At 60.0% G+C, this 25,462-nt stretch carries 23 protein-coding genes and 1 pseudogene; 10 read left to right on the top strand and 14 right to left on the bottom strand.

The window, feature by feature from the left end:
* The 4 genes and pseudogenes from ACP7A2_RS17125 to ACP7A2_RS17110 all read left to right on the top strand — a co-directional run.
* A pseudogene (locus ACP7A2_RS17125) lies at positions 1-159 on the top strand (GntP family permease); the annotation flags it as partial.
* 7 nt (positions 160-166) lie between these two features.
* Positions 167-940 carry a 3-hydroxybutyrate dehydrogenase gene (locus ACP7A2_RS17120; protein ID WP_426135168.1) on the top strand — a complete coding sequence of 258 codons (774 nt, stop codon included), beginning with the start codon at positions 167-169 and terminating at the stop codon, positions 938-940.
* A 273-nt stretch (positions 941-1,213) separates the two neighbouring features.
* The gene (locus ACP7A2_RS17115; protein ID WP_426135167.1) at positions 1,214-3,748 is read left to right on the top strand and encodes a PAS domain-containing protein; all 2,535 of its coding nucleotides are present in this window, start codon (positions 1,214-1,216) and stop codon (positions 3,746-3,748) included.
* Positions 3,749-3,798: 50 nt separating this feature from the next.
* Entirely contained in the window at positions 3,799-4,074 is a 276-nt protein-coding gene (locus tag ACP7A2_RS17110; protein WP_348060649.1) for a peptidylprolyl isomerase, read from the top strand.
* Positions 4,075-4,184: 110 nt separating this feature from the next.
* Here the strand turns inward: ACP7A2_RS17110 and ACP7A2_RS17105 are convergent, their stop codons facing one another.
* The 8 genes from ACP7A2_RS17105 to ACP7A2_RS17070 all read right to left on the bottom strand — a co-directional run bounded on the left by ACP7A2_RS17105 (position 4,185) and on the right by ACP7A2_RS17070 (position 10,781).
* Entirely contained in the window at positions 4,185-5,090 is a 906-nt protein-coding gene (locus tag ACP7A2_RS17105; protein WP_426135166.1) for a sugar kinase, read from the bottom strand.
* Between the two features lie 118 nt (positions 5,091-5,208).
* Positions 5,209-6,417 carry an amino acid deaminase gene (locus ACP7A2_RS17100; RefSeq protein WP_426135165.1) on the bottom strand — a complete coding sequence of 403 codons (1,209 nt, stop codon included), beginning with the start codon at positions 6,415-6,417 and terminating at the stop codon, positions 5,209-5,211.
* A gap of 9 nt (positions 6,418-6,426) precedes the next feature.
* Positions 6,427-7,191: an IclR family transcriptional regulator gene (locus tag ACP7A2_RS17095; RefSeq protein ID WP_426135164.1), complete on the bottom strand. Its 765-nt coding sequence runs from the start codon at positions 7,189-7,191 to the stop codon at positions 6,427-6,429.
* Positions 7,192-7,358: 167 nt separating this feature from the next.
* Positions 7,359-7,748, bottom strand: coding sequence for a RidA family protein (locus ACP7A2_RS17090; protein WP_078742925.1), 390 nt, complete (start codon positions 7,746-7,748; stop codon positions 7,359-7,361).
* A 15-nt stretch (positions 7,749-7,763) separates the two neighbouring features.
* Entirely contained in the window at positions 7,764-8,546 is a 783-nt protein-coding gene (locus ACP7A2_RS17085) for an amino acid ABC transporter ATP-binding protein (protein ID WP_375070993.1), read from the bottom strand.
* Entirely contained in the window at positions 8,543-9,205 is a 663-nt protein-coding gene (locus ACP7A2_RS17080) for an amino acid ABC transporter permease (protein WP_426135163.1), read from the bottom strand. The genes ACP7A2_RS17085 and ACP7A2_RS17080 overlap by 4 nt, the downstream gene beginning before the upstream one ends.
* Positions 9,206-9,217: 12 nt before the next feature.
* The gene (locus ACP7A2_RS17075) at positions 9,218-9,880 is read right to left on the bottom strand and encodes an amino acid ABC transporter permease (RefSeq protein WP_375070991.1); all 663 of its coding nucleotides are present in this window, start codon (positions 9,878-9,880) and stop codon (positions 9,218-9,220) included.
* Positions 9,881-9,932: 52 nt separating this feature from the next.
* Positions 9,933-10,781, bottom strand: coding sequence for a transporter substrate-binding domain-containing protein (locus ACP7A2_RS17070; RefSeq protein ID WP_426135162.1), 849 nt, complete (start codon positions 10,779-10,781; stop codon positions 9,933-9,935).
* Between the two features lie 333 nt (positions 10,782-11,114).
* On the opposite strand from ACP7A2_RS17070, the gene ACP7A2_RS17065 reads away from it, so the two are divergent.
* Positions 11,115-11,363 (top strand): hypothetical protein, encoded by a 249-nt coding sequence (locus ACP7A2_RS17065; protein WP_426135161.1) that lies wholly within the window; start codon positions 11,115-11,117, stop codon positions 11,361-11,363.
* 96 nt (positions 11,364-11,459) lie between these two features.
* Positions 11,460-11,831: a thioredoxin family protein gene (locus ACP7A2_RS17060; protein ID WP_426135160.1), complete on the top strand. Its 372-nt coding sequence runs from the start codon at positions 11,460-11,462 to the stop codon at positions 11,829-11,831.
* Positions 11,832-11,846: 15 nt separating this feature from the next.
* Here the strand turns inward: ACP7A2_RS17060 and ACP7A2_RS17055 are convergent, their stop codons facing one another.
* Together ACP7A2_RS17055 and sohB are read right to left on the bottom strand one after the other, a co-directional pair.
* Positions 11,847-13,400: a TerC family protein gene (locus ACP7A2_RS17055; protein ID WP_426135159.1), complete on the bottom strand. Its 1,554-nt coding sequence runs from the start codon at positions 13,398-13,400 to the stop codon at positions 11,847-11,849.
* A 383-nt stretch (positions 13,401-13,783) separates the two neighbouring features.
* Complete coding sequence (gene sohB, locus ACP7A2_RS17050) at positions 13,784-14,809, bottom strand: protease SohB (RefSeq protein WP_426135158.1); 1,026 nt, start codon at positions 14,807-14,809, stop codon at positions 13,784-13,786.
* 193 nt (positions 14,810-15,002) lie between these two features.
* On the opposite strand from sohB, the gene ACP7A2_RS17045 reads away from it, so the two are divergent.
* Both ACP7A2_RS17045 and ACP7A2_RS17040 read left to right on the top strand, forming a co-directional pair.
* Positions 15,003-15,713 carry a histidine phosphatase family protein gene (locus ACP7A2_RS17045; protein ID WP_426135157.1) on the top strand — a complete coding sequence of 237 codons (711 nt, stop codon included), beginning with the start codon at positions 15,003-15,005 and terminating at the stop codon, positions 15,711-15,713.
* Between the two features lie 56 nt (positions 15,714-15,769).
* Positions 15,770-16,084 (top strand): SCP2 sterol-binding domain-containing protein, encoded by a 315-nt coding sequence (locus ACP7A2_RS17040; RefSeq protein WP_426135156.1) that lies wholly within the window; start codon positions 15,770-15,772, stop codon positions 16,082-16,084.
* Positions 16,085-16,150: 66 nt separating this feature from the next.
* On the opposite strand, the gene ACP7A2_RS17035 is transcribed toward ACP7A2_RS17040, so the two are convergent.
* From ACP7A2_RS17035 to ACP7A2_RS17025, 3 genes are all read right to left on the bottom strand, one after another.
* Positions 16,151-16,777 (bottom strand): hypothetical protein, encoded by a 627-nt coding sequence (locus ACP7A2_RS17035; RefSeq protein ID WP_426135155.1) that lies wholly within the window; start codon positions 16,775-16,777, stop codon positions 16,151-16,153.
* 43 nt (positions 16,778-16,820) lie between these two features.
* A complete protein-coding gene (locus ACP7A2_RS17030) occupies positions 16,821-19,460 on the bottom strand; it encodes an MGH1-like glycoside hydrolase domain-containing protein (RefSeq protein ID WP_426135154.1) in 2,640 nt (879 codons plus the stop codon).
* A gap of 158 nt (positions 19,461-19,618) precedes the next feature.
* A complete protein-coding gene (locus ACP7A2_RS17025; protein ID WP_426135153.1) occupies positions 19,619-21,028 on the bottom strand; it encodes an OprD family outer membrane porin in 1,410 nt (469 codons plus the stop codon).
* Positions 21,029-21,316: 288 nt separating this feature from the next.
* Here ACP7A2_RS17025 and hglS point away from each other — a divergent pair, with 288 nt between their 5' ends.
* Positions 21,317-22,693 carry a 2-oxoadipate dioxygenase/decarboxylase HglS gene (hglS, locus tag ACP7A2_RS17020; RefSeq protein ID WP_426135152.1) on the top strand — a complete coding sequence of 459 codons (1,377 nt, stop codon included), beginning with the start codon at positions 21,317-21,319 and terminating at the stop codon, positions 22,691-22,693.
* A gap of 155 nt (positions 22,694-22,848) precedes the next feature.
* Here hglS and ACP7A2_RS17015 read toward each other — a convergent pair whose 3' ends face one another.
* Complete coding sequence (locus tag ACP7A2_RS17015) at positions 22,849-23,073, bottom strand: DUF465 domain-containing protein (RefSeq protein WP_426135151.1); 225 nt, start codon at positions 23,071-23,073, stop codon at positions 22,849-22,851.
* Between the two features lie 175 nt (positions 23,074-23,248).
* Between ACP7A2_RS17015 and tkt the strand changes: the two genes are divergently transcribed.
* Complete coding sequence (tkt, locus tag ACP7A2_RS17010) at positions 23,249-25,306, top strand: transketolase (RefSeq protein ID WP_426135150.1); 2,058 nt, start codon at positions 23,249-23,251, stop codon at positions 25,304-25,306.
* Positions 25,307-25,462: the final 156 nt, after the last annotated feature.

Here is a 25,462-nt window from a genome sequence, read left to right as displayed (position 1 = left end):
AGCGGCGGCATGGACACCCTGCCCCACAACGGCGTGGTGATCACGTTGCTGGCGGTGACCGGTTTGCGCCACCGCGAAGCCTGCAAGGCTATTTTAGGCATCACGATCATCAAGACCTTCGTGGTGATTGGTACTTTCTACGCCACCGGCATTGTGTGAGGTTTTTATGACGACATTGAACGGCAAGACGGCTCTGGTTACCGGCTCCACCAGCGGCATCGGTTTGGGCATCGCGCTGAGCCTGGCAAAGGCCGGGGCGAACCTGATCCTCAACGGCTTCGGCGACGCCAGCGCGGTAGTCGCCCAGGTGCAGGCGCTTGGCGTCAAGGTTGGGCATCACCCGGCGGACGTCAGCGACCCGGCGCAGATCGCCGACATGATCGCCTACGCCGAGCGTGAGTTCGGCGGCGTGGACATTCTGGTGAACAACGCCGGCATCCAGCATGTGGCCGCCGTGGAAGACTTCCCTGCTGAGCGTTGGGACTCAATTATCGCGATCAACCTGTCTTCGGTGTTTCACAGCACGCGCTTGAGTTTGCCGGGCATGAAAGCCAAGGGTTGGGGACGTATCGTCAACATTGCTTCAGTGCATGGCCAAGTGGGCTCGGTGGGCAAGGCGGCGTATGTGGCAGCCAAGCATGGGGTGATCGGGTTGACCAAAGTGGTAGGGCTGGAGACGGCCACCAGTAATGTGACGTGCAATGCGATTTGCCCGGGTTGGGTGCTGACGCCGCTGGTGCAGAAGCAGATTGATGACCGCGTGGCCAAAGGCGTGGACCCACAGCAGGCGCAGCAGGATTTGCTGGCAGAGAAGCAGCCATCGCTGGAGTTTGTGACGCCGCCGCAGTTGGGCGAACTGGTACTGTTTCTGTGCAGCGAAGCCGGCGCCCAAGTGCGCGGCGCGGCGTGGAACATCGATGGCGGGTGGCTGGCCCAGTAAACCCCGATGTCCAACACACAGCGGATCAAAATGTGGGAGCTGGCTTGCCTGCGATGGCGGTGTATCAGAAACACATTAGCCAACTGACACGCCGCCATCGCAGGCAGGCCAGCTCCTACAGTTGGGCGTTTTGATGAAAGGCTTCAGCGCTGGCGCACTCATTTGAAGAAAATGCCCCAAGTCATGCTATTTTTCGGGGGTAGTCAGCCGTTCCCGACTCGCGGGATAATCGGTCTTTGTCATTTTTCAAAGCGTTACGCGTAGGGCTTTTTCATGAATGGAACATCCACCGGCAGCGCTGCCGCCTTGATCGCGCGGCTGAACTGGGCGCAAAGCCCACTCGGTGAGGCCAATGACTGGCCGCAAAGCCTGCGCACGGCGGTCGACATTGTCGTCCACTCGCCGATGCCGATGCTGCTGCTGTGGGGCGACCAACTCACCCAACTGTATAACGACAGTTTTGCCGTGCTGGCAGGTAACAAGCACCCTGCGGCCATGGGCCAGGCAACGCATGAAACCTGGCCGGAGCTGCGAAGCTTTACTGCACCAGTCTATGAGGCGGTCCTCGGCGGCCAGGTGCGCACGTTCAGCGAAAAGCGCTTCGTCCTGCAGCGCAATAACCGCGACACCGAAATATGGCTCGACCTGACGTACAGCCCGGTCCGCGATGAAAGTGGCAACGTGGCCGGCATCCTGGTCACGGCCATCGAAACCAACGAGCGCCGCAGCAAAACCCTTGAACTGCAACAGCGCTCCGAAGACAGCCTGAAAGCCCAGCACAATACCGAACAACGCCTGCAACTCGCGCTGGCCGCCACGGATGCAGTGGGCACCTGGGATTGGGACATCGGTGAAGACCACTTTATCGCCGACGCCCACTTCGCCTACCTGCATGGCGTCGACCCCAGTGACGCCGGCCGCTTGCCCATCAGCGACTACCTGCAAGGCGTGCACCCTGAAGACCGCGGCACGGTGGCGCGCAGCATCAAGCATTGCATCACCTTTGGCACCGAATACGCTGAAGAATATCGCCTGCTGCAAGCCGACGGCCAGGTGCGCTGGGTGTTCGCCCGAGGCCGGTGCTATAAGAATCATCAGGGCCGCCCGGCGCGGTTTCTGGGTGCCGCGCTGGACCTGACCGATCGCAAGCACACTGAACAGGCCCTGCGCCAAAGCCAGACCGAGCTGCAGTTGATCATCAACGCCATGCCGGTGCTGATCGGCTATGTCGACCACGAACAGCGTTTTCGCCTGAACAACAGCGCGTACCTGGACTGGTACGGCATGACGCCCGAGGAGCTGTACGGCAAGACCATCCGCGAAGTGCTGGGCGATGACGTGTATTCCGGGCGCGAAGACAAGATCGCCGCCGCACTCAGGGGCAAGGCCTGCAGCTTCATGACCATCACGCCACACCGCGACGGTCGCCCGCGCCATGCGCTGATGAAGTACCTGCCGCGCTTCAGCAGCGACGGCTCGGTGAACGGTTTTTACATCTTTGTGATCGATGAAACCGAACGCAAGCTCACCGAAGAAGCCCTGCGCCACCTCAACGAAAACCTTGAAGAACGCGTAGCCCAGCGCACCCAGGCGCTGGCGGAGGCCAACGAACGCCTGCAAAACGAGATGTTCGAGCGCGAGCGCGCCGAAGATGCCCTGCGCCATGCGCAGAAAATGGAAGCAGTGGGCCAGCTCACCGGCGGCATTGCCCATGACTTCAACAATATGCTCACTGGCATCATTGGCAGCCTGGACCTGATGCAGCGCTACATCGCCGCCGGGCGCAGCGACGAAATCGGTCGGTTTACCGACGCAGCGGTGTCCTCCGCCCACCGCGCCGCCGCCCTCACCCACCGGCTGCTGGCGTTTTCCCGGCGCCAGTCGCTGGACCGTCGCCCGCTCGACCCGAACCAGTTGGTGGTGTCACTGGAGGATTTGTTCCGGCGCACAAAAGGCGCGCACATCGGGCTCAAGGTGCAATTGGGCCACGACATATGGCCGGTCAACACCGACGCCAGCCAACTTGAAAACGCTCTGCTCAACCTGGTGATCAACGCCCGTGATGCCATGCCCGATGGCGGCGAAATCCTGATTGAAACCGCCAACAGCTACCTCGACGGCACCGACATCAGCACCCTGGAGCCGGTGAAGGCCGGTGACTACGTGATGCTCGGCGTATGCGACAACGGCACCGGCATGGCGCCGAAGATTCTGGCCAAGGCGTTCGACCCGTTCTTCACCACCAAGCCGATTGGCCAGGGCACGGGCCTTGGGCTGTCGATGATCTATGGGTTTGCCCAGCAATCCGGTGGCCACGTGACGATTCAAAGTGAACCCGGTCAAGGCACCTGCGTGCGCCTGTATCTGCCGCGTTTGCACGGCACCGCGCTGGAAAGCAGTTTGCCGGCCCACTCCAGCGACGTACCGTTGGCGCTGGCCGGCGAAGCGGTGGTGGTGGTCGAGGACGACCCGGCGGTGCGCATGCTGGTGGTCAATGTGCTGGATGAACTGGGCTACACCGCGCACCAGGCGGCCGATGCGCGCACGGCACTGCCGTTGCTGGAGTCGGACTTGCGCGTGGACTTGCTGGTGACCGACGTCGGCCTGCCGGGCATGAACGGCCGGCAACTGGCCGAGATCGCCCGCCAGCATCGCCCCGGCTTGCGCGTGTTGTTTATGACCGGTTACGCCGAAAAAGCCGCTGAGCGTCAGGGCTTTCTGGAAGAAGGCATGGACATGGTCGCCAAGCCGTTTTCCATCGACCTGCTGGCGACGAAAATCCGCAGCATGATCAACGTCGTCGAGTGAGTTCAGGCATACTCGCGCGCCCTTCCGTTTGAGCGTTGCAAGGTAACAAGATGAAAGCCCAAGCCCGTCACATCCTGGTAAAAACCGGCGAAGAAGCCGAACAGCTCAAGCAGCGCATCGCCAAGGGCGAAGCCTTTGATGTGTTGGCCAAGAAGTATTCCACCTGCCCGTCCGGCAAGCGCGGTGGAGATTTGGGCGAGGTGCGGCCAGGGCAGATGGTCGGGGCGATTGATGCGGTGATCTTCAAGAAGCCGTTGCGGGTGGTGCATGGGCCGATCAAGAGCAAGTTTGGGTATCACCTGGTGCAGGTGTTTTACCGCGATTGAGGCCCTGGCTTGAGACTGCTATCGCAGGCAAGCCAGCTCCCACATTGGGCGGTGTACACCCGCCAAACTGTGGGAGTCGGGCTTGCCCGCGATCCGCCAGAGGCGGCCATTCACTTGGGAATTAAAGCCCCCGGCACCTGAATCACACGGCTGGCCAACCGATGCCCCGCCAATGCAGCCTGCTCCGGCGACCCGCCCTGGATCCGACTGGCCACATACGCCGCACTGAACGAATCCCCCGCTGCCGTGGTGTCCACCACCTTCTCGACCTTCAGCGCCGGCACGCCGAAGCGCTCGCCCGCGCAGCGAATCAAACACGCATCCGCGCCACGCTTGAGCACCACTTCGGCAATCGCCGGGTATGCCGCAAACACCTGCTCACTGTCTTCATAACCAAACAACGCGCGCTCGTCATCTTCGGTCAGCAAGGCAATATCCACCTCGGCCATGACGGCGTGATACGCCGCGCGCGCCACTTCAACGCTGGCCCACAGACGCGGACGGTAGTTGTTGTCGAACACCACTTTGCCGCCACGCCTGCGGGTTTCAATCAGGGTGTTGAGTAACCGCTCGCGGCCAACTTCACCCAGCACCGCAAGGGTGATGCCGCTGAAATACACCACGTCGTAGCCCGGCAATGCCGCCAGGATCGGCTCAGCCGCTGGCGTGGTGAAGCAGTCGCGCACAGCCGCTTCGTTACGCCAATAGAGAAACTTGCGCTCGCAGTTGGCGTCGGTCTGAATGCAATACAAGCCCGGCAGGCGGCCGGGCAGGCGCTGGACCATGCCAATGCCCAGGCCTTCGTCGGTCCATTGCTGGCACATGGCGTCGCTGAAACTGTCATCGCCCAGGGCGGTGACGTAATCGACGCTGGCGCTGTCGCCCAGCTCACGGCGCAGGTAGACGGCCGTGTTCAGGGTGTCGCCGCCGAAGCTTTGGTGCAGGCTGCCGTCGGCGCGGTGTTGCAGTTCGATCATGCATTCGCCGATGAGGGCGATGCGCGGTTGGGTGGTCATGGTTGTTGTCTCGGGTGTTCTGGAGGGCCCCATCGCAGGCAAGCCAGCTCCCACATTTGAACTGTATTCAGCGCTCAAAATGTGGGAGCTGGCTTGCCTGCGATGGCCACGACTCGGTCTAGAAGCAAGTATGCAAGGACTCAACCACCTGCAACTGCTCATCCACCAGGCAACCCACTTGCCACTTGTCGAAGGTCAGGCACGGATGAGAAGTACCGAACGAAATGATGTCGCCGATACGCAGCTCCACGCCCGCCGCCACGGTCATGAACGCGTGCTGGTCCATCACCGCCGTGACCTTGCACGCGGTCATGTCATCGCCTTCAGCCGCCACAACGCCCGCCTTGTAGCGCTTGAGCGGCACCGGCAAACCCGCGTCATAAGCCACGTCGCGTTTGCCCAGGGCAATGACCGCAAAGCCAGGCTCGGGCAGCGATTGCACATGCGCCCAGACTTCCAGCGCCGGGCGCAGGCCTTCGTTGAGGTCGCTGCGGCGGTCGAGGACGCAGCATTGCGCCTCCTTGTAGATACCGTGGTCGTGGGCCACGTAACTGCCTGGGCGCAATACGCTGAGGAAGCGGCCAGCGGCGTTTTGTTCCTCGAACGATTCGGCGATCAGGTCGTACCACGCCGAACCCGACGCGGTAACGATCGGTTTGGGCAGGTCGAAAGAACCATTGTTTTGCAGGTCCACCGCCAACCGCACGAGGCTGGCGGCGAAAGCACGGATACCACTGATGGCATGCTCGCCGTGAATCACGCCTTCGTAGCCTTCGATGCCAGTGAGGGCCAACGCTGGCTGGGCCTTGATGGCCTTGGCCAGGTCGCGCACTTCTTGCTCGCTGCGGCAACCGCAACGGCCGCCCACTACGCCGTACTCAATCATCACGTTCAGGCGCAGGCCACGGGCGGCGAAGAACAAGCCCAGGTCGGCGACGTTGTCCGGGTGATCGACCATGCAGTGGAAATCAAAATCAGGGTCGGCCAGCAGGTCGGCGATCAACGCCATGTTCGGCGCGCCGACCAGTTGGTTAGCCATTAATACGCGGCGAATGCCGCCGGCATAGGCGGCACGGGTTTGTACCGCGTTGGCCAGGGTAATGCCCCAGGCGCCCGCCTCGACCTGACGCTGAAACAGCGCCGGCATCATGCTGGTTTTACCGTGGGGTGCGAGTTCTGCGCCGCTCTTGCTGACAAAGTCCTGCATCCAGCGAATGTTGTGTTCCAGGGCGTCGCGGTGCAGCACGAGGGCCGGCAGGCTGACGTCACGGACCAGATACGCGCCAACGGCAGCGGCGCCTTTTTCAACGGCGTTGAAGGCAGACATGGAAAACTCCTATTCGTTAATGCGCCGGGCCAGGTTGTTGGCGCTGTCGATCAACACCCGGCGATAGTCGTTGTAATTTTTGATCGCGTCGGCGCGCGGGGCGACGATGCACAAGGTCGCAATGCTGACGCCGTGCGCGTCCCGTACCGGGGCGGCAAAGCAATGGGTAAAGGTGTCGGCCACGCTGTCGAAGGAAAAGAAGCCATCGAGGGTGGCCTGACGGATTTGCGCCAGGAACGTCTCCAGCGGCAAACGCTGGCCGTCTGGCAGAATGAAGTCCTCGTAGTCGATCAGGTCGATGATTTGCTGATCGCTCAGGTGCCCCAGCAGCAGGCGCCCGGAGGCGGTCCACGGGATGGGCGCGTTTTCGCCGATATCAGAGGAAATACGAAAATGCCGCTCGCCCTCGCGCATCAACGCCACCGTGTATTTGCGCCCGTTGAGCAGGCACATTTGTGCGGTTTCGTGGGTTTGGCTGACGATTTCCTGCAAGGCAAAATCGGCCTCGCGGGTCAGGTCGAAATGGCGCAGGTGCGCCTGGCCAAGGAAGTACAGCTGGCGGCCGAGGTAGACGTGACCGTCCTTGCCCACCGTTTCGAGGATGCGTCGCTCAAGCAACGAGGCAACCAGTTCGTAGACCGTGGATTTGGGGCTGCCGATGCCGCTGGCGATATCATTCGGGCGCAGGGGCTGGCCGATCTCCTTGAGAAAATCGAGGATATCGAACGCACGGTCGAGGCCTTTGGCGCGGCGTTTGATGGTGTCTTCGGTCATGGCAGTGTCGGTCCGGTCAAAGTGGTAATGCTGCACAGTGAAACCCTGTGGGAGCGGGCTTGCCCGCGATGGCGGTGGTTCAGTCACACATGGGTTGCCTGACACTCCGCTATCGCAGGCAAGCCAGCTCCCACATTAGATCTACTGTGGCTTTCACAGCCTGGCATTTAGCCTTTTTTCTTGTACGCCACGCAATCAATCTCGACCTTGCAATCGACCATCATGTTGGCCTGCACACAGGCACGCGCCGGGGCGTGTTCGGGGGTGAAGTATTCGCCGAAGACTTTGTTGAAACTCCAGAAGTCGCGTGGGTCTTCCAGCCATACGCCCACGCGCACCACGTCTTTGAGTTCGTAGCCGGCTTCTTCGAGAATCGCCACCACGTTGCGCATGGTCTGGCGGGTTTGCTCGACGATGCCGCCGTTGATGATTTCACCGTCTACCGCTGGCACCTGGCCCGAGACGTAGAGCCAGCCGTCTGCTTCCACCGCACGGGCGAAAGGACGAGGCTGGCCGCCGCCGGCGGTGCTGCCGGTGCCGTAACGAGTAATGCTCATAAAAATAACTCCTGATTAAAAACGAATATTCTTCAAAAATTCTGCCAGGCGTGGCGATTGCGGGCGTTCGAAGATGTCCTTCGCACTGCCCTGCTCTTCAATGCGGCCCTGGTTCATGAACACGATTTTGTCGGACACTTCATAGGCAAAGCGCATTTCGTGGGTGACCAGCAACATGGTCATGCCCTCTTCCGCCAGGCCCTTGATCACGCTGAGTACTTCGCCCACCAGTTCCGGGTCGAGGGCCGAGGTGACCTCGTCGAACAGCATCAGGCTTGGGTTCATGGCAATGGCGCGGGCAATTGCCACTCGCTGTTGCTGGCCGCCGGAGAGTTGGCCGGGAAAGTGGTTACGACGCTCCAGCAAGCCTACGCGGTCCAGCCATTTTTCGGCCAATGCAACCGCTTCGTCCTTGCCCATTTTCTTGACCTTGAGCAGGCCCAGGGTGACGTTTTGCAGCGCCGTCAAATGCGGGAACAGGTTGAATTGCTGGAACGCCATGCCAGTCATCGCGCGGTGCTGGGAGATCACTCGCTCAGGGTGGCGCACGCGTTTGCCGGCGATCTCGCTGTAGCCGATCGACTCGCCATCCAGAGTAATCTGCCCGCCCTGAAACTCTTCCAGCAGGTTGACGCAGCGCAACAGCGTGGTCTTGCCCGAGCCGCTGGAGCCGATCAACGTCACCACGTTGCCGCGCTGCATGGACAGGTCGACGCCCTTGAGCACTTCCACCTGACCGTATTGTTTACGCAGGCCGCGAATGTTCAGCAGCGGTTGTTCTTTTTGAGGTTGGTTCATGGCAAGGCCACCCGCTTTTCAATGTAGCGCCCGAATAACTCGATGGCGTAGTTGATGACAAAGAACAGAAACCCGGCGAACAGGTAGAACTCCAGGGTCATGAAATTGCGCGCGATCACTTGCTGGGAACTCAGCAGCAACTCGGCCACGCCAATCACCGACAGCAGGGTCGAGGCCTTGACGATTTCCGTGGAGGAATTGACCCAGGTCGGCAGGATCTGGCGCAGCGCCTGGGGCAACAACACGTAGCCCAGGGACTGGTAGAACGTCAGGCCAATCGCCTTGCCCGCTTCCAGTTGCCCACGGGGAATGGCTTGCAGTGCGCCGCGCACGATTTCCGACACGTGGGAGCCGCAGAACAGCGTCAACCCGACCGCGCCGGCCTGGAATGCAGTGATTTGCCAACCAAGCGCCGGCAGCATGTAAAAACACGCGAGCACCAGCACAAACACCGGCGTGCCGCGGATCAAATCGACATACAGGCGAAACGGCGCACGCATCCAGAACTTGCCGTAGGTGAGGATCAACCCGGCAACGATGCCGATCAGGGTGCCGAAAATAATGGCCAGCGCCGACACATACACACTGGTTTGAAAGCCCGCCCACAGGGTATCCCGGGCGATCCACAACTCATGCAACCAGCTGGGGGACTCGTACATGCAAACCCCTCCTTAACGACGGATCGCCAGACGCTGTTCCAGGTAACGGAGCAGCATGGCAATGAGGTAACAGGCAGCCACGTAGAGCGCGGTCGTGACCATCCAGGTTTCAATCACCCGGTAGCTTTCGACGTTGATCTTGCGGGCGTAATAGGTCAGCTCCGGCACCGCAATCGCGGCCGCCAGCGAGGTGTCCTTGAACAGCGAAATGAAGTTGTTCGACAGCGCCGGCAGCACGTTGCGCAGCATCACCGGCACGGTGATGTACGCGCGGATGCGCCACTCGCCCAAGCCAATGGCCAGCCCGGCTTCACGCAACCCCTTGGGAATATTCAGCAGCCCTGCACGGAACACTTCGGTGAGGTAGGCACCGGCGTACGCCGACAAAGTGATGATGAACGAGGGGATTTTATCGAGACGAATCCCGAGCGACGGCAGTGCGAAGTAGATCAACAGGATCAGCACGAGGATCGGCGTATTGCGAATCACCGTCACATACACCGAGGCGAAGATTCGCAGCGCGCGGTGTTTGGACAGCATGGCAAACGCCATCATCAAGCCGATCACGCAGCCAATGGCGATCGACAGCAGGGCCAGCTCGAGGCCCAGGCCGAGCCCCGCCAGCAAGCTGGGGAAATCGCGCCACACGGCGGCAAAGTTCAACTGATAGTTCATGGTCGGCAGTACCTGAAACGGGGCGCAACACGCTGCGCCCCCGGTTTACACATCACTTGAATTCAACAGGGAAACCGATCGCAGGTTCTGGCAAGTCCACACCGAACCATTGCTTGAACGAGGCTTTGTAAGTCGGGAATTCCACACCGGTCATGGCTTCATGCAGCGCGGTGTTGACGAAGTTCAGCCAGTCCTGGTCGCCACGCTTGACGGCGCACGCGTAGGTTTGCGGGCTCCAGGCGTAAGCCGGGCTGCGGTAGCGGCCTGGGTTCTGCACCATCAGGTACTTGACCGAGGACTGGTCGGTGGCAGCGGCATCGGCGCGGCCGGAGTTCACGGCCTGGTACATCAGGTCGACGCTGTCGTACTGATCAACCTTGGCCTTTGGCAGTGCCTGGTGCACCAGTTCTTCGGCGTAGACGTTTTGCAGCACGGCCACGGTGACGCCGTCGCCGGCGGCTTGCAGGTCTTCGATTTCCTTGTACTTGCTGTTGATCGGCAGCAGCAGGCCCACACCTTCGCGGTAGTACGGCAGGGTAAAGGCAACCTGTTGCGCACGGCTGGCGGTGACAGTGATGAACTGGCAACTCATGTCGACCTTGTCGGTCAGCAGGTTGGGAATGCGTGCGTCGGAAGACTGCACCACAAACTCGACCTTGCTCGGGTCGTTGAACAAGCCTTTGGCCACGATGCGGCCGATGTCGATATCAAAACCCTGCAACTTGCCATCCGCTCCCTGGAAGTGCCACGGCGCATTGGTACTGCCTGTACCCACGATGAGATGCCCACGCTTGAGCACATCATCGAGCTTGCTGTCCGCCGCGTGCGCAACGCTTGCGAGGGAAGCCGATGCGGCGAAGAGAAAAACACACGCTTTAAACACGGAAGGTCGGTGATGCATGACAAGCACTCCAGGAGTTGTGTATTCCGCTATACCGGAACTTAGTATGTAACAACGGAATAGACAGCAGAAAGTGTGCCACACGCAGTAACAGAAAAATATGAAAGGTATAAAGCGTTTAAAAATCAACGGGATAAATATTGATGCGCCATAAGGCGACAAGTCATCGCGCAGCGCAGAGATGCTACCCAAAGCCCCAGACCTCGGTGACAGCCCCGATTGAGTGCGCAAAACCGGTGTTACTGCGCACCTTCCGGGTGCGCGCCTGGGCGTGGAAAAATTCCGGCGCTGGGCTAGCCTTTGCACATCCCTGTCGATAAGGATCGCGCCCCGATGAAACCGAGCCTCGCCCTCCTCCTGATCTGTTTGTGTGTCGCTGGCAATGCGTCGGCGAGTAAAGACCGCCGTGAATGCAAGGAAGAACTGCGCAAGCTCAAGGAAGCCTTCAGCACCAACTACACCAGCCAGAACCACCACGGCTATCGCAAGGCCAAGGCCTCCAGGGACAATGAGGAATACAGAAAGTGTGCGAGCCAGGCACGCAAGGCGCGCGAACGCGTGGAGCGCGGCAGCGACGCCTGAACAGGGCTACCTGTCAAAGTTGACAGTAGACGGGGGTGATCTCTGGATTTAGCGTACCCGAAAGCAACATTTCGCTACGCGTGCAAGGAGATCACCATGGGAGTGGCAAATACGGTCCTCAACCATCCCGACGAGTATTGGAAGATCGTAAAACAGGATCCGTGGGTATTTGTGCTGTTTGTTTCCGAGTACTGCGCAGCGTGCCAAGGCGCCAACAAATGCTTTGAGCTCGTTAGCAAAGACTATGACGGCAGGGTGAGAGTCATCATTCTGGATGTGGGACAAACTCCGAAAATCGAGGCTCTGGGAGACATCGGGACACCTACCCTTGTGGTGTACAAAAATGGCGATGAGGAAAAAAGGTACTTGGGAATCGGCCACCCGGAAGACCGAGTAGAGTACCTGGGGGAAATTTTCTCCCACCACCTGTTGGGCACAGCGCTTCCTGTCCTTCCAGTCTATTGGTAGTTGATTCAGGCCCGGTTACACCGGCGCCAACACCACTTGCGTCACCCGCCGCTCCTCCACCGCCGCCACCGTCAGGCGCCAGCCTTCATGCTCGAGGCTGTCGCCTACCCTTGGCAAACGGTCCAGCAAGCTCATCACCAAACCCGCCAGCGTCTGGTAATCCTCGCTGGGCAGTGTCTTGAAGCCCGTACGCTGGCAAATCAGGTTCAGGTTCAAGGCACCGTTGGCGCGAAACCCTTCACCCTCCTCGACAATATCCGGCCCTTCGATTTCACTGGCGTCCGGCAGCTCACCGGCGATGGATTCGAGAATGTCGGTCATGCTCAACACGCCCATGAAGTCACCGAATTCGTTGATCACAAAGGCGATGTGGGTCGACTCCTGGCGCATCTGCTCCAGCGCATTGAGGATCGAAAAGCTCTCCAGCAGGTTGATTGCCCGACGCACCAAATGCTCGAGATTGGGTTCATTGCCGGCGAGATATTCCTTGAGCAACTCCTTTTTATGCACGAAACCCAAGGGTTCATCGACAGCACCGTTGCGGATCAACGGCAGCCGGGAATAGGACGAATGCATCAATTTAAGGCGGATAGTGTCGGGATCGTCCGCCAGATCAATACAGTCCACCTGGGCCCGAGGTGTCATCAAGGTGCGGATCGGCCGTTCGGCCAATTGCAGCACGCCGCTGATCATCACGCGCTCGCGTCGATCGAACAACGGGCCCTGGTTCGCATCCGGCTCGCCGAGCAAATCGGCCACCTCATCATCCACACCTTCTACGGCCAGGCTGCGGCCACCCAGCAAGCGCATGACCGCGTGGGCCGTACGCTGACGCACCGGCAACGTGCCTTGCGCCGACTTCTTGCGACGGGCACGGGCGATCTGGTTAAACACTTCGATCAGAATCGAGAAACCAATCGCCGCGTACAGGTAGCCCTTGGGAATATGAAAACCCAAGCCTTCGGCAGTCAGCGCGAAACCGATCATCATCAAAAAGCCCAGGCACAGCATGATCACGGTCGGGTGCGCGTTGACGAAACGGGTCAGCGGCTTGCTCGCCACAATCATCAGGCCGATGGACACAATCACCGCGATCATCATCACCGCCAGTTCGTCCACCATGCCCACGGCAGTAATCACCGCATCAAGGGAGAACACCGCATCCAGCACTACGATCTGCGCCACGATCGGCCAGAACATCGCGTACGCCACGTTGCCGCTGCGCTGGGCCACATGGCCTTCAAGCCGCTCGTGCAATTCCATGGTGGCCTTGAACAGCAGGAACACGCCGCCAAACAGCATGATCAAGTCACGGCCCGAGAAGCTCTTGTCGAACACCTCGAACAGCGGCTGAGTGAGGGTCACCAGCCAGGAAATACTCGCCAGCAAGCCAAGGCGCATCAGCAGTGCCAGGGACAAACCGATCAGCCGCGCACGGTCGCGCTGCTCTGGCGGCAGCTTGTCCGCCAGGATCGCGATAAACACCAGGTTGTCGATGCCGAGCACCAGTTCCAGCACAATCAACGTCAACAGGCCAAGCCAGGCCGTCGGGTCCGCTAACCATTCCATTTAGAGAGTCTCTTTATAATTTTTTCAGAATGCCGGACACGGCAAAACGCGATCAGTGGACCGGGAAGAGGTTAGCAATCGGAATACGGGGTGCTTCAGCGGGAACAGCGGCAGCGGATGTCTTGGAGAAAGACCACTGGGAGGCTCCGAGAGGGTGTTCATGCAAGTCCTGCAATGGCAAAAAGGACTCAAATCGTACAACCGAAACACAAATTTCCCACAACGCAAAACTATTACAAAATCTGTACTCAAAGGCCTGTGCAAAACCGGTGTGGGAGCGGGCTTGCTCGCGAATGCGGTGTGCCAGCCAATGAATAGATTGACTGACACACCGCCATCGCGGGCAAGCCCGCTCCCACAGAGGGATTAACTACGTTCTTTGACTACCAGAAACGCTGCTGAGTGAACCGGCTCCACCAGGTCAGTAACACTCGGTCCACCGAGCCGCTGGCCGCCAGGCCCACGCGCTCTTGCAGGCTTTTCCGCTCGGCGTAGTGCAGGTGGAACACTTCGGCGGTCTTGGCCTTGGTTGCCAGGTATTCGTCGCTGGTTTGCAGCTCATCCACCAATTGCTTATCGAGGGCTGCAACCCCCAGCCACACTTCGCCGGTCGCTACGTCGTCGATCGCCAGCTGTGGGCGATAACGCGACACGAAGTTCTTGAACAGTTGATGGGTGATGTCCAGGTCTTCCTGGAACTTCTCGCGGCCCTTCTCGGTGTTTTCGCCAAACACGGTCAGGGTGCGTTTGTACTCACCGGCGGTGAGCACTTCGAAGTCGATATCGTGCTTTTTCAGCAGGCGATTCACGTTGGGCAACTGCGCGACCACACCGATGGAACCGAGGATCGCAAACGGTGCGCTGATGATCTTCTCGCCGATGCACGCCATCATGTAGCCGCCGCTGGCTGCGACCTTGTCGATGCACACGGTCAACGGCACGCCCGCCTGGCGGATACGCGCCAGTTGCGAAGACGCCAGGCCGTAGCTGTGCACCATGCCGCCGCCGCTTTCCAGGCGCAGTACCACTTCGTCTTTGGGTGTGGCGAGGCTCAGCAGCGCGGTGATTTCATGGCGCAGGCTTTCGGTGGCCGAGGCCTTGATGTCGCCGTCGAAATCCAGCACGAACACCCGTGGCTTGGCCTCGGGCTTGTTCTTGCCTTTTTTCTTTTCGGTTTTGCTTTCGGATTTGCGCAGGGCCTTGAGCTGGTCCTTGTCGAGCAGGCTCGACTCCAGGCGCTCACGCAGGCCCTTGTAGAAGTCGTTGAGCTTACTGACCTGCAATTGGCCGGCGGATTTGCGACGACCTCTGCTGCGCAGGGCCGCGAAGCTGATCAGTACCACCAGAATAGCGACCACCAGGGTGACGGTCTTCGCCAAAAAGCTCGCGTATTCGGCCAAAAAATCCATATTTCTCCTTACAAATGCAGTGCGCCAGGCGCGGATCGCCCCAGCATACCGAGGGCACGGCGTTCCAGCCAGTCATCAAACCGCCACCAAAGGGGCTCTAACGGGCTTTTAAAACAAGCGTATGTTTTTTCATTGACAGCTCGCAGGCATCCTCCTAACCTCGCCAGACTTTCAACGTACCGGGAAAACGGACGTGGGCAGCATCTACCTGATTCGACATGGCCAGGCCTCCTTCGGTGCAGACGACTATGACGTCCTGTCGCCCGTCGGCGTGGAACAGGCGCAGGTGCTCGGTCGTCACCTGGCCGACCTGGGCCTGACGTTCGAGCGTTGCATCGCCGGCGACCTGCGTCGCCAGCAGCACACCGCCGCCGCCGCCTTCGATCAGTACGCCGCCCTTGGCCTGCCGGTACCGCCCCTTGAAGTCGACAGCGCCTTCAACGAATTCGACGCCGAAGCGATTATTCGTGCCCTGCTCCCCGACCTGCTCAGCACTGAACCCCACGCCGTGGACGTGCTGCGTAATGGCGCGCAGAACCGCAGCGAATTCCAGCGCATTTTCGCCCTGATCATCGAACGCTGGCTGGCCGGCACGTATGATCCACCGGGGCTGGAAAGCTGGCTGGGGTTTGTAGAGCGCGTGCAGGGCGGCCTGCAACGCATTCTGGAAACGGCGGATAACGCCGACAAGATCGCCGTGTTTACCTCCGGCGGCACTATTACCGCCCTGCTCCACCTGCTGACCCGAATGCCTGCCGCCCAGGCCTTCGAACTGAACTGGCAAATTGTTAACACCTCGCTCAACCAGCTGAAATTTCGTGGTCGCGAGGTGACCCTGGCTTCCTTCAACAGTCATACCCACTTGCAGCTGTTGAAGGCGCCGCAGCTCATCACTTTCCGATGATGTGCGGCCAACCGTGACCCCAAGGTCACTGGACTCTACCCAAAAGGATCGAAACCATGACTGACGTAGCCAAAGCTGTAGAAGCAATGAAAGCCAAATTCAACCCGGCCGCGGCTGATGGCCTGGACCTGATCTTCGGTTTCCGCATCGACGACACCAAAAACTTCTCGTTGGTCGTTAAAGACAACACCTGCGAACTGCAAGAAGGCGAAAACCCTGACGCCCAAGTGACCCTGGTCATGGACAGCGAAACCCTGGAAGGCATCGTCGACGGCTCGACCGATGGCATGCAGGCATTCATGGGCGGCAAACTGCGCACTGAAGGCGACATGATGCTGGCGATGAAGCTGAGCGAACTGTTCCCGGCCTGATAACAGCGCGTTCAAAAAAAATCCCGCCAATGGCGGGATTTTTCATTTCAGGCCCAGGATAACCAATCAGCGGCCCACAGCAGCGTCGACTTTCTGGAACTCCTCCAGGTACACGGGCTTGCCTTCCGTGCCGTAGCGGTTAATCAGCATCCCCTCACCCGGTCTCCACTTGAATTCTCCGGACTCCAAGTCCCGGCCAACCACAACCAAGTATTTGTTGCGGCCCACGCGCACATACACGTTGTAGCAGTCAATCGGTTGGTCAGCCGTCATGAAGAAGCTATAAGCGTAGCGTGCTCGACGTGTCAGTTCAGGCCACTGGTTTTCCAGCACCGTGGAATCGCCTGTTTCACCGAAATTGTCTATTGCACGGATGGTTTGTTCGACCAGCGCATCATTTTCACTGGCGCTGAGGAGTGGCGGCTTGATCCGGGTCATTTTGCGCAACGAATCAGGGTCTACCTCCAACTCTTTTTCGTCATCCGTAAGCGTAACGGCGTCAAGACGGTAGGTACCATTTTTGACCCACTTCGCCGCATCGGCGCTGCTGGACTCCTGACACTCCAGGCACATTGCCCTCGTCGAGCCTGCACTGGCGCCGCCAGCGTACAGGTACGCAACTAAAACACTGGCGCCAATCGCCAAGGCGCTGAAGAGTTTGACGGGGGATAACGCAGTGGCGTTATTCGCCATGATCTACATCCTTGTAAGGGCTGGGCCGGCGAATTTACCCGATTCACGCCTTGAACGGTATATGCAGCAACAACGCCACCAACGCAGTCCATCCCGTCTGATGCGAAGCCCCCAAGCCTCGCCCGGTTTCCCCATGGAAATACTCATGGAACAACACCAGATCGCGACTCGCCGGATCCGCCTCCAACTGCGCATACCCCGCCATCGACGGCCGCACGCCGTTTTCATCGCGTAGAAACAATCGCGTCAGGCGTTGACTGAGGCTGTCCGCCACCTCTTCCAAAGAAGCCAGGTAACCGCTGCCCGTCGGGTACTCCACCGAGAAGTTATCCGCGTAGTACCGGTGAAACTCACGCAGCGATTCGATCAACATGTAGTTCACCGGCATCCACAACGGCCCACGCCAGTTAGAGTTGCCGCCGTACAGGCGGGAATCGGATTCGCCGGGCTGGTAACGCGCACAGAGCGTGTCACCGTTCATCTTGAGCGCCAGCGGTTGCTCGGCGAACGACTTGGACAAGGAGCGCACACCAAAGGCCGACAAGAACTCGGTGTCATCGAGCATGCGCCGCAGCAGGTCCTTGGTACGTTCGCCCCGCAACAGCGCCAGCAACAGGCGGTTGCCCTGCCCCGGCTCGTTCCAGCGCGACACCAGTTTGGCCAGGTCCGGCCGGTGTTTCATAAAGCCCAACAAGCGTTCGCGCAACCCCTCCAGCCCTTCGTGTTCACGCTGCTCCAGCACCAGCACCGCAAACAGCGGCATCAGGCCGACGATGGAGCGCAGGCGCACCGGCTCGTTCTGGCCGTCAGGACGGTGCAGCACGTCGTAGAAAAACAGGTCCTGCTCATCCCACAAGCCTTCGGCATTGTCGTCGACGCGGTTGATGGCGCCGGCAATATAGAGGAAGTGTTCGAAAAACTTCACCGAGATATCCACGTACACCGGATTGCGCTTGGCCAGTTCCAGGCCGATGCGCATCAGGTCCAGCGCATAGGCGGCCACCCACGCAGTGCCGTCGGCCTGATCCAACTGATAGCCCGGCGGCAGCGTGGCCGAGCGGTCAAACAAGGCGATGTTGTCCAGGCCCAGAAAGCCGCCCTGAAACAGGTTGCGGCCTTCGGCGTCCTTGCGGTTGACCCACCAGGAAAAATTCAGCAGCAGTTTATGGAAAATCCGTTCGAGGAAATCCATATCGCCTACGCCGGTCAGCGCTTTGTCCTGCTGATACACGCGCCAACTGGCCCACGCATGCACCGGCGGGTTGGCGTCGTCAAAGCGCCATTCATAGGCTGGCAACTGGCCGTTGGGGTGCATGAAGCGGTCTTTCACCAGCAGCAACAATTGTTGCTTGGCATAGCCCGGGTCGATCAGCGCAATCGCCACCGCCTGAAAGCCCTGGTCCCATGAGGCGTACCACGGGTATTCCCAGGTGTCGGGCATGGACAAGATGTCGAAGTTCGACAGGTGCCGCCAATGGGTATTGCGGATATGCAGCCGCTCAGGCGGCGGCGCGGGTTGGGCCGGGTCGCCGTCGAGCCATTGGTTTACGTCGAAATAGTAGAGCTGTTTGGACCACAGCAAACCGGCCAGGGCCTGGCGCTGCACGTTGCGCGCATCATGATCGGCGATGCCTTGTTGCAGGGCTGCGTAGAAGTCATCAGCTTCCTGCCGGCGCGTCTCGAATAGCTTGCGCGCGTTGACCTCGGGCGCATCCGTAGGGGCAAAGCGCAGGTAGAGGGTTTTGCTTTCCTGGCCCGCCAGTGCGAGGGTGAACCTTGCCGCCACCTTGGTGCCCGCGTCGCGGCGAATCGCCGATTGAACGCCGTCCACCACGTAATCGTTGATGCCGTCCTTGAATGGGCCGGGCGTCGGTTGGCCATCCAGCTTCGGGTAGTTGGTTTCGTTCTCGCAGAACAGCCATTCCACGCCGTCCTGGCCCCAGGCGCTGAAGTGGCGATCGGGCAGTTCGTGATGACGGGCCAGCACCTGATCACCGTCCAGCGTCAGCCGTGGCTTGGTGGCGTCAACGAACCAGCTCCAGTCATTACGCGCCCACAACTGGGGCAGCACCTGCAGGCGTGTCGGCTGGTCGGAACGGTTGTGCACGGTGACCCGCATGAAAATATCGTCAGGCTGGTGCTTGGCGTATTCAACGCTGACATCGCAATAGCGGTTGTCTTCAAACACGCCGGTGTCGAGCACTTCGTACTCGGCATCTTCCAGGCCGCGCCGGGCGTTTTCGCCTATCAGGTCGGCATAGGGAAAGGCGGCGTGCGGGTATTTGTAGAGCATGCGCATGTAGGCATGGCTCGGCACGCCATCGACGAAAAAGTACAGTTCCTTGACGTCTTCACCGTGGTTGCCTTCGGCGTTGTTCAAGCCAAACAAACGCTCCTTGATGATCGCGTCGCGCTCGTTCCACAGGGCCAGGCCCAGGCACCAGCGTTGCGCCTTGTCGCTGAAACCGGCCAGGCCGTCTTCGCCCCACCGGTAGGCGCGGCTGCGGGCATGTTCATGGGGGAAGTACGTCCAGGTGTCGCCGTCTGCGCTGTAGTCTTCGCGCACCGTGCCCCACTGACGTTCACTTAAATAAGGGCCCCACTCGCGCCAGCGTTCGGCGTCCGGGGTGGCCAGGCGTTGGCCTTCGATCGTTTCGAGGATGTGGGTGGGCGTGGCCGGCATCGGGTCCTCCATCACTGACACAGTGGCGGCCAGTGTAAAACCCATCCACCCCCGGATGCACATGAAGAGTTACCCGTGTGCCAAAAAGACTGAAGGCCGCTGTTTAGGCGGCCTTCAGTTTTCCAGCTCTCCAGAGGGGGAGATCGTCCCGCGCGGTCTTAGAAGATCGCGTAGGTGTAGTTGAAGATCAGGCGAGTCTGGTCCTGATCGGCGGTCCCGGTGTTGTGACCCTTGTAAGTACCGGTGCGGAAGGTGGTGCCGAAGCCCTTGAGGGGGCCTTGCTGCACGACGTAATCCAGGCGGAAGTCGGTTTCGTTTTCTTTCTGATCGGAGCCGCCCGCCACTTTGGACTTGATGTCGGTACCGTCCAGGTAGGCGATGGATGCTTTCAGGCCCGGTACGTAGGCCTTGAAGTCATAGGTGTACTGACCAAAGTTGACTTGCTCGCCCGCGCGGGAGAACTGACCCACCACGGCGTCGGTGAACAGGTAGAAGTCGCTGCCGCCCGCGCCTTGTGCTTGTGGGTCGGCGATGCTGCCCTGGTTGACCCAGACGAAGCCACCGTCATCACTCACGCCAATGTGGCCGAGCATCAGGCTGCTGCCACCCAACTGGTAGGTGAACGCGGCGCTGTAGGTTTTGTTGTCCACTTCGCCGGCGTGTTTGGCATAGCCGCCGTTGTTGTTGAACGCGTAGCCCGCCGAGCCGTTCTTGCCGTCGCTGGTGCTGTCGAAGTAGCGCAGGTCAGTCTTGAACGACTGATCGTTGCCCAGCGGCAGCAGGTGAACCAGGCCGAAATAGTTCTGTTTGTAGAAGTCTTGCAGGTTGGCGTAGTAGTACTGCAACGTCAGGTTTTTAGCGATGGCGTTGTCGGACGAACCGAACGGTTTGTAGTCCAGGCCACCGAACTTGAAGCTGTCGCTGTCACGGGTGCCGCCGGCAACGCTCAAGCCTGTGGAGTTGCTGGAAGCACGGCCTTCGGCGCGGTTCAGTTCACCACCGGTGAAGGTCACGTTCGGGATGTCGCTGGAAGTCAGGATGCCGCCGTCAAAGGTCTGCGGCGCAACACGGCTGTCGTTCGACACCAGGATAGGCAGCACCGGGGCCAAACCACCACCGACGTGCAACTCGGTCTGAGAGATGCGGAACTTCACGTTACCTGCAGCACGGCCGAAGGAATCAGCCGGCTCGGTGCCGTTGTTTTTGGTTGGGAAGAAACTGTTGCCATTACCCGCCAGGCCTGGGCCTGCGGCGTGGCCATCGCCACCGTCCAGGCGCAGAGCGCCGAACGCCATCACGTCAAAACCGACGCCGAGGGTGCCTTGGGTGTAGCCGGATTTGTAGTCAAAACGCAGCAGTGTTGCAGCTTCGCGCAAATCGTTACTGGTCCCCGAACGATTGTCTGCGCTGTAGTACATGGACCGCGAGCTGATCGCTGCGTGGCTGTCTTCCAGGAAACCGCTGTGACCGGTACCTGTGCCCAGAGAGCCGAGTCCAAAATCATCGGCGCACGCTTGTTGTGCAAGCAAGGCGGCGGTGATGGATAACGCCAGTGTAGAAATTTTCATTAACGACGGCCCCTAAACATATTTTTATGTGCGTTGTGTGCAGAACAGCTTTCATCCCTAACAAACGTGACGATTGTTTCATGACGACCTCGGCGCACCTCGTGAAGATTTTTTTAGAAACAGCCCTGAAAAATGAAATTTCTCGTCCGGCGTTTTTTGTCATATTTGCGTCATTTCATTCATTTGCAGAATGAAGTCCTGAGGATTCTTCGTTTGCACACAGGCGCACAGCCCAACAAAATCCAGAGAACGGTCTCGCCCCTCTCTACCGCGTTCAGGAATTTTTCTATGCCAACCGCCGCTTTTGTCAGCCCCGATGACATCCGTAAAGGCTTCTCCAGGGCCATGTCCGACATGTACCGAGATGAAGTTCCACTTTACGGCGCGCTGATGGCGCTGGTGGCCGACACCAATGCCCGGGTTTTGGCCAGCGATCAGGGCTTGGCCCAGCACCTGCAACGCACCGGGGAAATCACCCGACTGGACATGGAACGCCACGGCGCCATCCGCTTGGGTACCGCTGCGGAACTGGCCACCCTCTGCCGCTTGTTTGCGGTCATGGGCATGCAGCCCGTGGGGTATTACGACCTGACGCCAGCGGGCGTGCCGGTGCATTCCACCGCCTTTCGCGCCGTGCATGAACACGCACTGAACACCAGCCCGTTTCGCGTGTTCACCTCGCTGTTGCGTCTGGAACTGATCGAAAACCCTGAACTGCGCGCCTTTGCCGACAGCGCCCTGGCCAAGCGCTCGATCTTCACGCCCGCCGCCCTGGCCTTGATCGAGAGTGCTGAAAGGGACGGTGGACTCAACGCTGAAGATGCCGATGAATTTATCCGCCAGGCCCTGGAAACCTTCCGCTGGCATCACACCGCCACCGTCACCGGCGCGCAGTATCAGCAACTGAGCGACCAGCATCGGCTGATCGCCGACGTGGTCGCCTTCAAAGGCCCGCACATCAACCACCTGACCCCGCGTACCCTGGATATCGACCAGGTCCAGGCGGCCATGCCCGGCAAAGGCATCACGCCAAAAGCGGTGATCGAAGGCCCGCCGCGCCGCCACTGCCCGATCCTGCTGCGCCAGACCAGCTTCAAGGCCCTCGACGAGCCCATCGCATTTACTGACGCCAAAGGCAGCCACAGCGCGCGCTTTGGCGAAATCGAACAACGCGGTGTGGCGCTGACGCCCAAAGGCCGCGCGCTGTACGACAGGCTACTGAACGCCGCGCGCGACGAACTGGGCGCGTTCCCGAATGAGGGCAACGCCGCGCGTTACACGCAATTGATGGAGCAGCACTTCGAGGCCTTTCCTGATGACTACGCGCAGATGCGTGAACAGGAATTGGCGTATTTCCGCTACTTCGTCACCGAAAGAGGCTTGGCGGCACGCGGCACGCGGGACCAACCGCGCACGCTGGACGCGCTGATCGCGGCCAGCCACGTCGATGTGGAACCGTTGGTGTATGAAGATTTTCTGCCGGTGAGCGCGGCGGGGATTTTTCAATCGAACCTGGGCGACGCGGCGCAGAGTCACTACGCGGCCAATTCAAACCGGGCGCAGTTCGAGAAGGCGCTGGGCCGTCAGACGATTGATGAATTAACGTTGTATGCCGAGACACAGCAGCGCTCGATAGCCGAATGCACCGGGGCGCTGCTGGCGTGAAATAGCGAGGCCCACCTGGCTCAACAGCGCAATCCTTGCGCCGAAACAGCCCCCAGAGCCAGGTGGACGGGGCGCATCATATTCAGTCAAAAGCGCCCTGTCCCTCAGACAATTCTGAACAAATGTTTCTACCTGTGTAGGACCCTGGGCGTCCCCTAACCCAGTTGCTCCACAACCTTGTCTTTGATCAACAAGCGCTTCTTCTTAAGCTTCTCCACGTCTTCATCACTGGCACTGGCCGATTCTGCCTTGAGCACATCTGCGTCGGCGGCGTCATATTGAGTCAGCAGCGAATCCAGCCGTTTATCGTCCGCCCTGCGTTTGTGAACGTCGTCCTTGCTCAACCCCAAATCCTGGTACAGGTCGTGTTTCACTGGCATGGAATACCTCCGCATGTTGATCAATGGACTACGCCCTTGAAGCTAGACCATTGAACGGGGTCTTGTCATGTTCGAGATCAATCCATCCCCGTTCGTCGCAGTGCAGGCGATCGAATCAAACCTTTGCCGCGCCCTGCCCTCCACTGTAAATCGCCACCCGAGGGAGACCGGTTTCATGACTCACGCTGCCACCGCTGTCGACACCCAATGCATCAACACGCTTCGCACCCTGGCCATGGACGCCGTGCAAAAGGCCAATTCCGGCCACCCAGGCACGCCCATGGGCCTGGCGCCGGTGGGCTACACGCTGTGGAGTCGTTTCCTGCGTTACCACCCCGAGCATCCCGACTGGCCCAACCGTGACCGGTTTGTGTTGTCCGTCGGGCATGCGTCCATGCTGTTGTATTCGCTGCTGCACCTGGCCGGTGTGGTGGAAATTGACGCTCACGGCACGCGCTCCGGCGCCGCTGCGATCAGCCTGGACGACATCAAGCAATTCCGGCAGGCCGGCTCGAAGACCCCGGGCCATCCCGAATACCGCATGACCACCGGCGTGGAAACTACCACAGGCCCTTTGGGTCAGGGTTGCGCCAACAGCGTTGGCATGGCCATGGCCGAGCGTTGGCTGGGCGAGCGTTTCAATCGCGACGCCAGGGTGCTGTTTGACTACAACGTCTACACCCTGTGCGGTGACGGCGACATGATGGAAGGCATCAGCAGCGAAGCCGCGTCGCTGGCCGGGCACCTGAAGCTGGATAACCTGTGCTGGATCTACGACAACAACACCATCAGCATCGAGGGTCACACCGAGCTGGCGTTCAGTGAAGATGTGATCAAGCGTTTCCAGGCCTACGGCTGGCACACCTTGCACGTTACCGATGCCAATGACTTGCAGGCCCTGAGCACGGCGCTGGAGACCTTCCAGTCGAATACCGGCGCGCCGACCCTGATTGTGGTCGACAGCGTGATCGGCTACGGCTCACCGCACAAACACAACACCTCTGCCGCCCATGGCGAGCCATTGGGCGAGGAAGAAATTCGCCTGACCAAGGCGGCGTACGGCTGGCCGGAAGATTCCAGCTTTCTGGTGCCGGACGAGGCCCGCACCGCCTTGCGTGACGCGCTGCTTGAGCGAAGCCAGCCGCTGCATGAGGCCTGGACCGGGCACTTGGCGCAGCTCGAACAACACGAACCGGAACTCGCCGACGAACTGCGCCGCATGCGCGCCGGGGAAATGCCGGAGCAGTGGCAGGGCGGGTTGTCGAGTTATTCAGCGGACGCCAAGGGCGTCGCCAGTCGTGCGTCGGGCGGTGAAGTGCTGAATGCCTTCGCCCAACACATCCCTTGGCTGCTCGGTGGTTCGGCGGACTTGTCGCCCTCGACCAAAACCAACCTCACTTTCGACAGCGCCGGGCGCTTCAGTGCTGATGACTACAGCGGGCGCAACCTGCACTTTGGTATTCGCGAGCACGCCATGGGCGCGATTGCCAATGGCATGGCGCTGTCGTACCTGCGGCCTTACACGTCGACGTTCCTGGTGTTCAGCGACTACATGAAACCGTCGATCCGGTTGGCGGCTATCATGGAATTGCCGGTGATATTTGTGTTCACCCATGACTCGATTGGCGTGGGTGAGGATGGGCCAACGCACCAACCGATCGAGCATTTGACCCAATTGCGCGCCACACCCGGCCTTCTGACGTTGCGCCCGGGCGATGCCAATGAAACGCTGGAGCTGTGGAAAGTGGCGCTGGCGCAGACGCATCGGCCGAGTTGTGTGGTGCTGTCGCGCCAGGCGCTGCCGACGCTGGACCGTACGAAATATGCGGCCGCGTCCGGGGCGGCCAAGGGCGCCTATGTATTGGCCAGTGGCGAAGATCCGAAAGTGCTGTTACTGGCGACGGGCAGCGAGGTCAGCCTGGCGGTTGCGGCTTATGAGCAACTGAAGGCAGACGGTGTGGCGGCGCAATTGGTGTCGATGCCGAGTTGGGAATTGTTTGAGGATCAGGATCAGGCGTATCGCGACAGCGTCTTGCCACCGGCGGTGAAAGCGCGGGTGGTGGTGGAACAGGCTGGGCCTTTGGGCTGGGATCGTTACGTGGGGCAGACGGGAGCCAAGGTGGTGATGAACAGCTTTGGCGCTTCGGCACCGCTGCCCAAGCTGCAGGAGAAGTTTGGGTTTACTGTTGAGAATGTTGTGAAGGTGGCCAGGGAGCAGATTGGGTTGGGTTGAGGGTGTGTACATACCCGTTATTTCAGTGATGGCCGCCTATGTTTCCGCTCTGTGGGGGCTGATTTTTGTGGGAGCGGGCTTGCTCGCGAAGGCGGTGGGTCAGTGATGAATTTGGTGGCTGATACACCGAATTCGCGAGCAAGCCCGCTCCCACAG

The sequence above is a fragment of the Pseudomonas sp. PWP3-1b2 genome, assembly GCF_049896045.1.
Classification (GTDB): domain Bacteria; phylum Pseudomonadota; class Gammaproteobacteria; order Pseudomonadales; family Pseudomonadaceae; genus Aquipseudomonas; species Aquipseudomonas antarctica_B.
The sequence above is the reverse complement of the archived record's forward strand: the minus strand, read 5'-3'. Positions and strand labels throughout refer to the sequence as shown.

Bases quoted from the DNA above. Each gene is read 5' to 3' on its own strand.
- ACP7A2_RS17120 (WP_426135168.1), top strand. From the start codon at position 167: ATGACGACATTGAACGGCAAGACGGCTCTGGTTACCGGCTCCACCAGC.
- ACP7A2_RS17115 (WP_426135167.1), top strand. From the start codon at position 1,214: ATGAATGGAACATCCACCGGCAGCGCTGCCGCCTTGATCGCGCGGCTG.
- ACP7A2_RS17110 (WP_348060649.1), top strand. From the start codon at position 3,799: ATGAAAGCCCAAGCCCGTCACATCCTGGTAAAAACCGGCGAAGAAGCC.
- ACP7A2_RS17105 (WP_426135166.1), bottom strand. From the start codon at position 5,090: ATGACCACCCAACCGCGCATCGCCCTCATCGGCGAATGCATGATCGAA.
- ACP7A2_RS17100 (WP_426135165.1), bottom strand. From the start codon at position 6,417: ATGTCTGCCTTCAACGCCGTTGAAAAAGGCGCCGCTGCCGTTGGCGCG.
- ACP7A2_RS17095 (WP_426135164.1), bottom strand. From the start codon at position 7,191: ATGACCGAAGACACCATCAAACGCCGCGCCAAAGGCCTCGACCGTGCG.
- ACP7A2_RS17090 (WP_078742925.1), bottom strand. From the start codon at position 7,748: ATGAGCATTACTCGTTACGGCACCGGCAGCACCGCCGGCGGCGGCCAG.
- ACP7A2_RS17085 (WP_375070993.1), bottom strand. From the start codon at position 8,546: ATGAACCAACCTCAAAAAGAACAACCGCTGCTGAACATTCGCGGCCTG.
- ACP7A2_RS17080 (WP_426135163.1), bottom strand. From the start codon at position 9,205: ATGTACGAGTCCCCCAGCTGGTTGCATGAGTTGTGGATCGCCCGGGAT.
- ACP7A2_RS17075 (WP_375070991.1), bottom strand. From the start codon at position 9,880: ATGAACTATCAGTTGAACTTTGCCGCCGTGTGGCGCGATTTCCCCAGC.
- ACP7A2_RS17070 (WP_426135162.1), bottom strand. From the start codon at position 10,781: ATGCATCACCGACCTTCCGTGTTTAAAGCGTGTGTTTTTCTCTTCGCC.
- ACP7A2_RS17065 (WP_426135161.1), top strand. From the start codon at position 11,115: ATGAAACCGAGCCTCGCCCTCCTCCTGATCTGTTTGTGTGTCGCTGGC.
- ACP7A2_RS17060 (WP_426135160.1), top strand. From the start codon at position 11,460: ATGGGAGTGGCAAATACGGTCCTCAACCATCCCGACGAGTATTGGAAG.
- ACP7A2_RS17055 (WP_426135159.1), bottom strand. From the start codon at position 13,400: ATGGAATGGTTAGCGGACCCGACGGCCTGGCTTGGCCTGTTGACGTTG.
- sohB (WP_426135158.1), bottom strand. From the start codon at position 14,809: ATGGATTTTTTGGCCGAATACGCGAGCTTTTTGGCGAAGACCGTCACC.
- ACP7A2_RS17040 (WP_426135156.1), top strand. From the start codon at position 15,770: ATGACTGACGTAGCCAAAGCTGTAGAAGCAATGAAAGCCAAATTCAAC.
- ACP7A2_RS17035 (WP_426135155.1), bottom strand. From the start codon at position 16,777: ATGGCGAATAACGCCACTGCGTTATCCCCCGTCAAACTCTTCAGCGCC.
- ACP7A2_RS17030 (WP_426135154.1), bottom strand. From the start codon at position 19,460: ATGCCGGCCACGCCCACCCACATCCTCGAAACGATCGAAGGCCAACGC.
- ACP7A2_RS17025 (WP_426135153.1), bottom strand. From the start codon at position 21,028: ATGAAAATTTCTACACTGGCGTTATCCATCACCGCCGCCTTGCTTGCA.
- hglS (WP_426135152.1), top strand. From the start codon at position 21,317: ATGCCAACCGCCGCTTTTGTCAGCCCCGATGACATCCGTAAAGGCTTC.
- ACP7A2_RS17015 (WP_426135151.1), bottom strand. From the start codon at position 23,073: ATGCCAGTGAAACACGACCTGTACCAGGATTTGGGGTTGAGCAAGGAC.
- tkt (WP_426135150.1), top strand. From the start codon at position 23,249: ATGACTCACGCTGCCACCGCTGTCGACACCCAATGCATCAACACGCTT.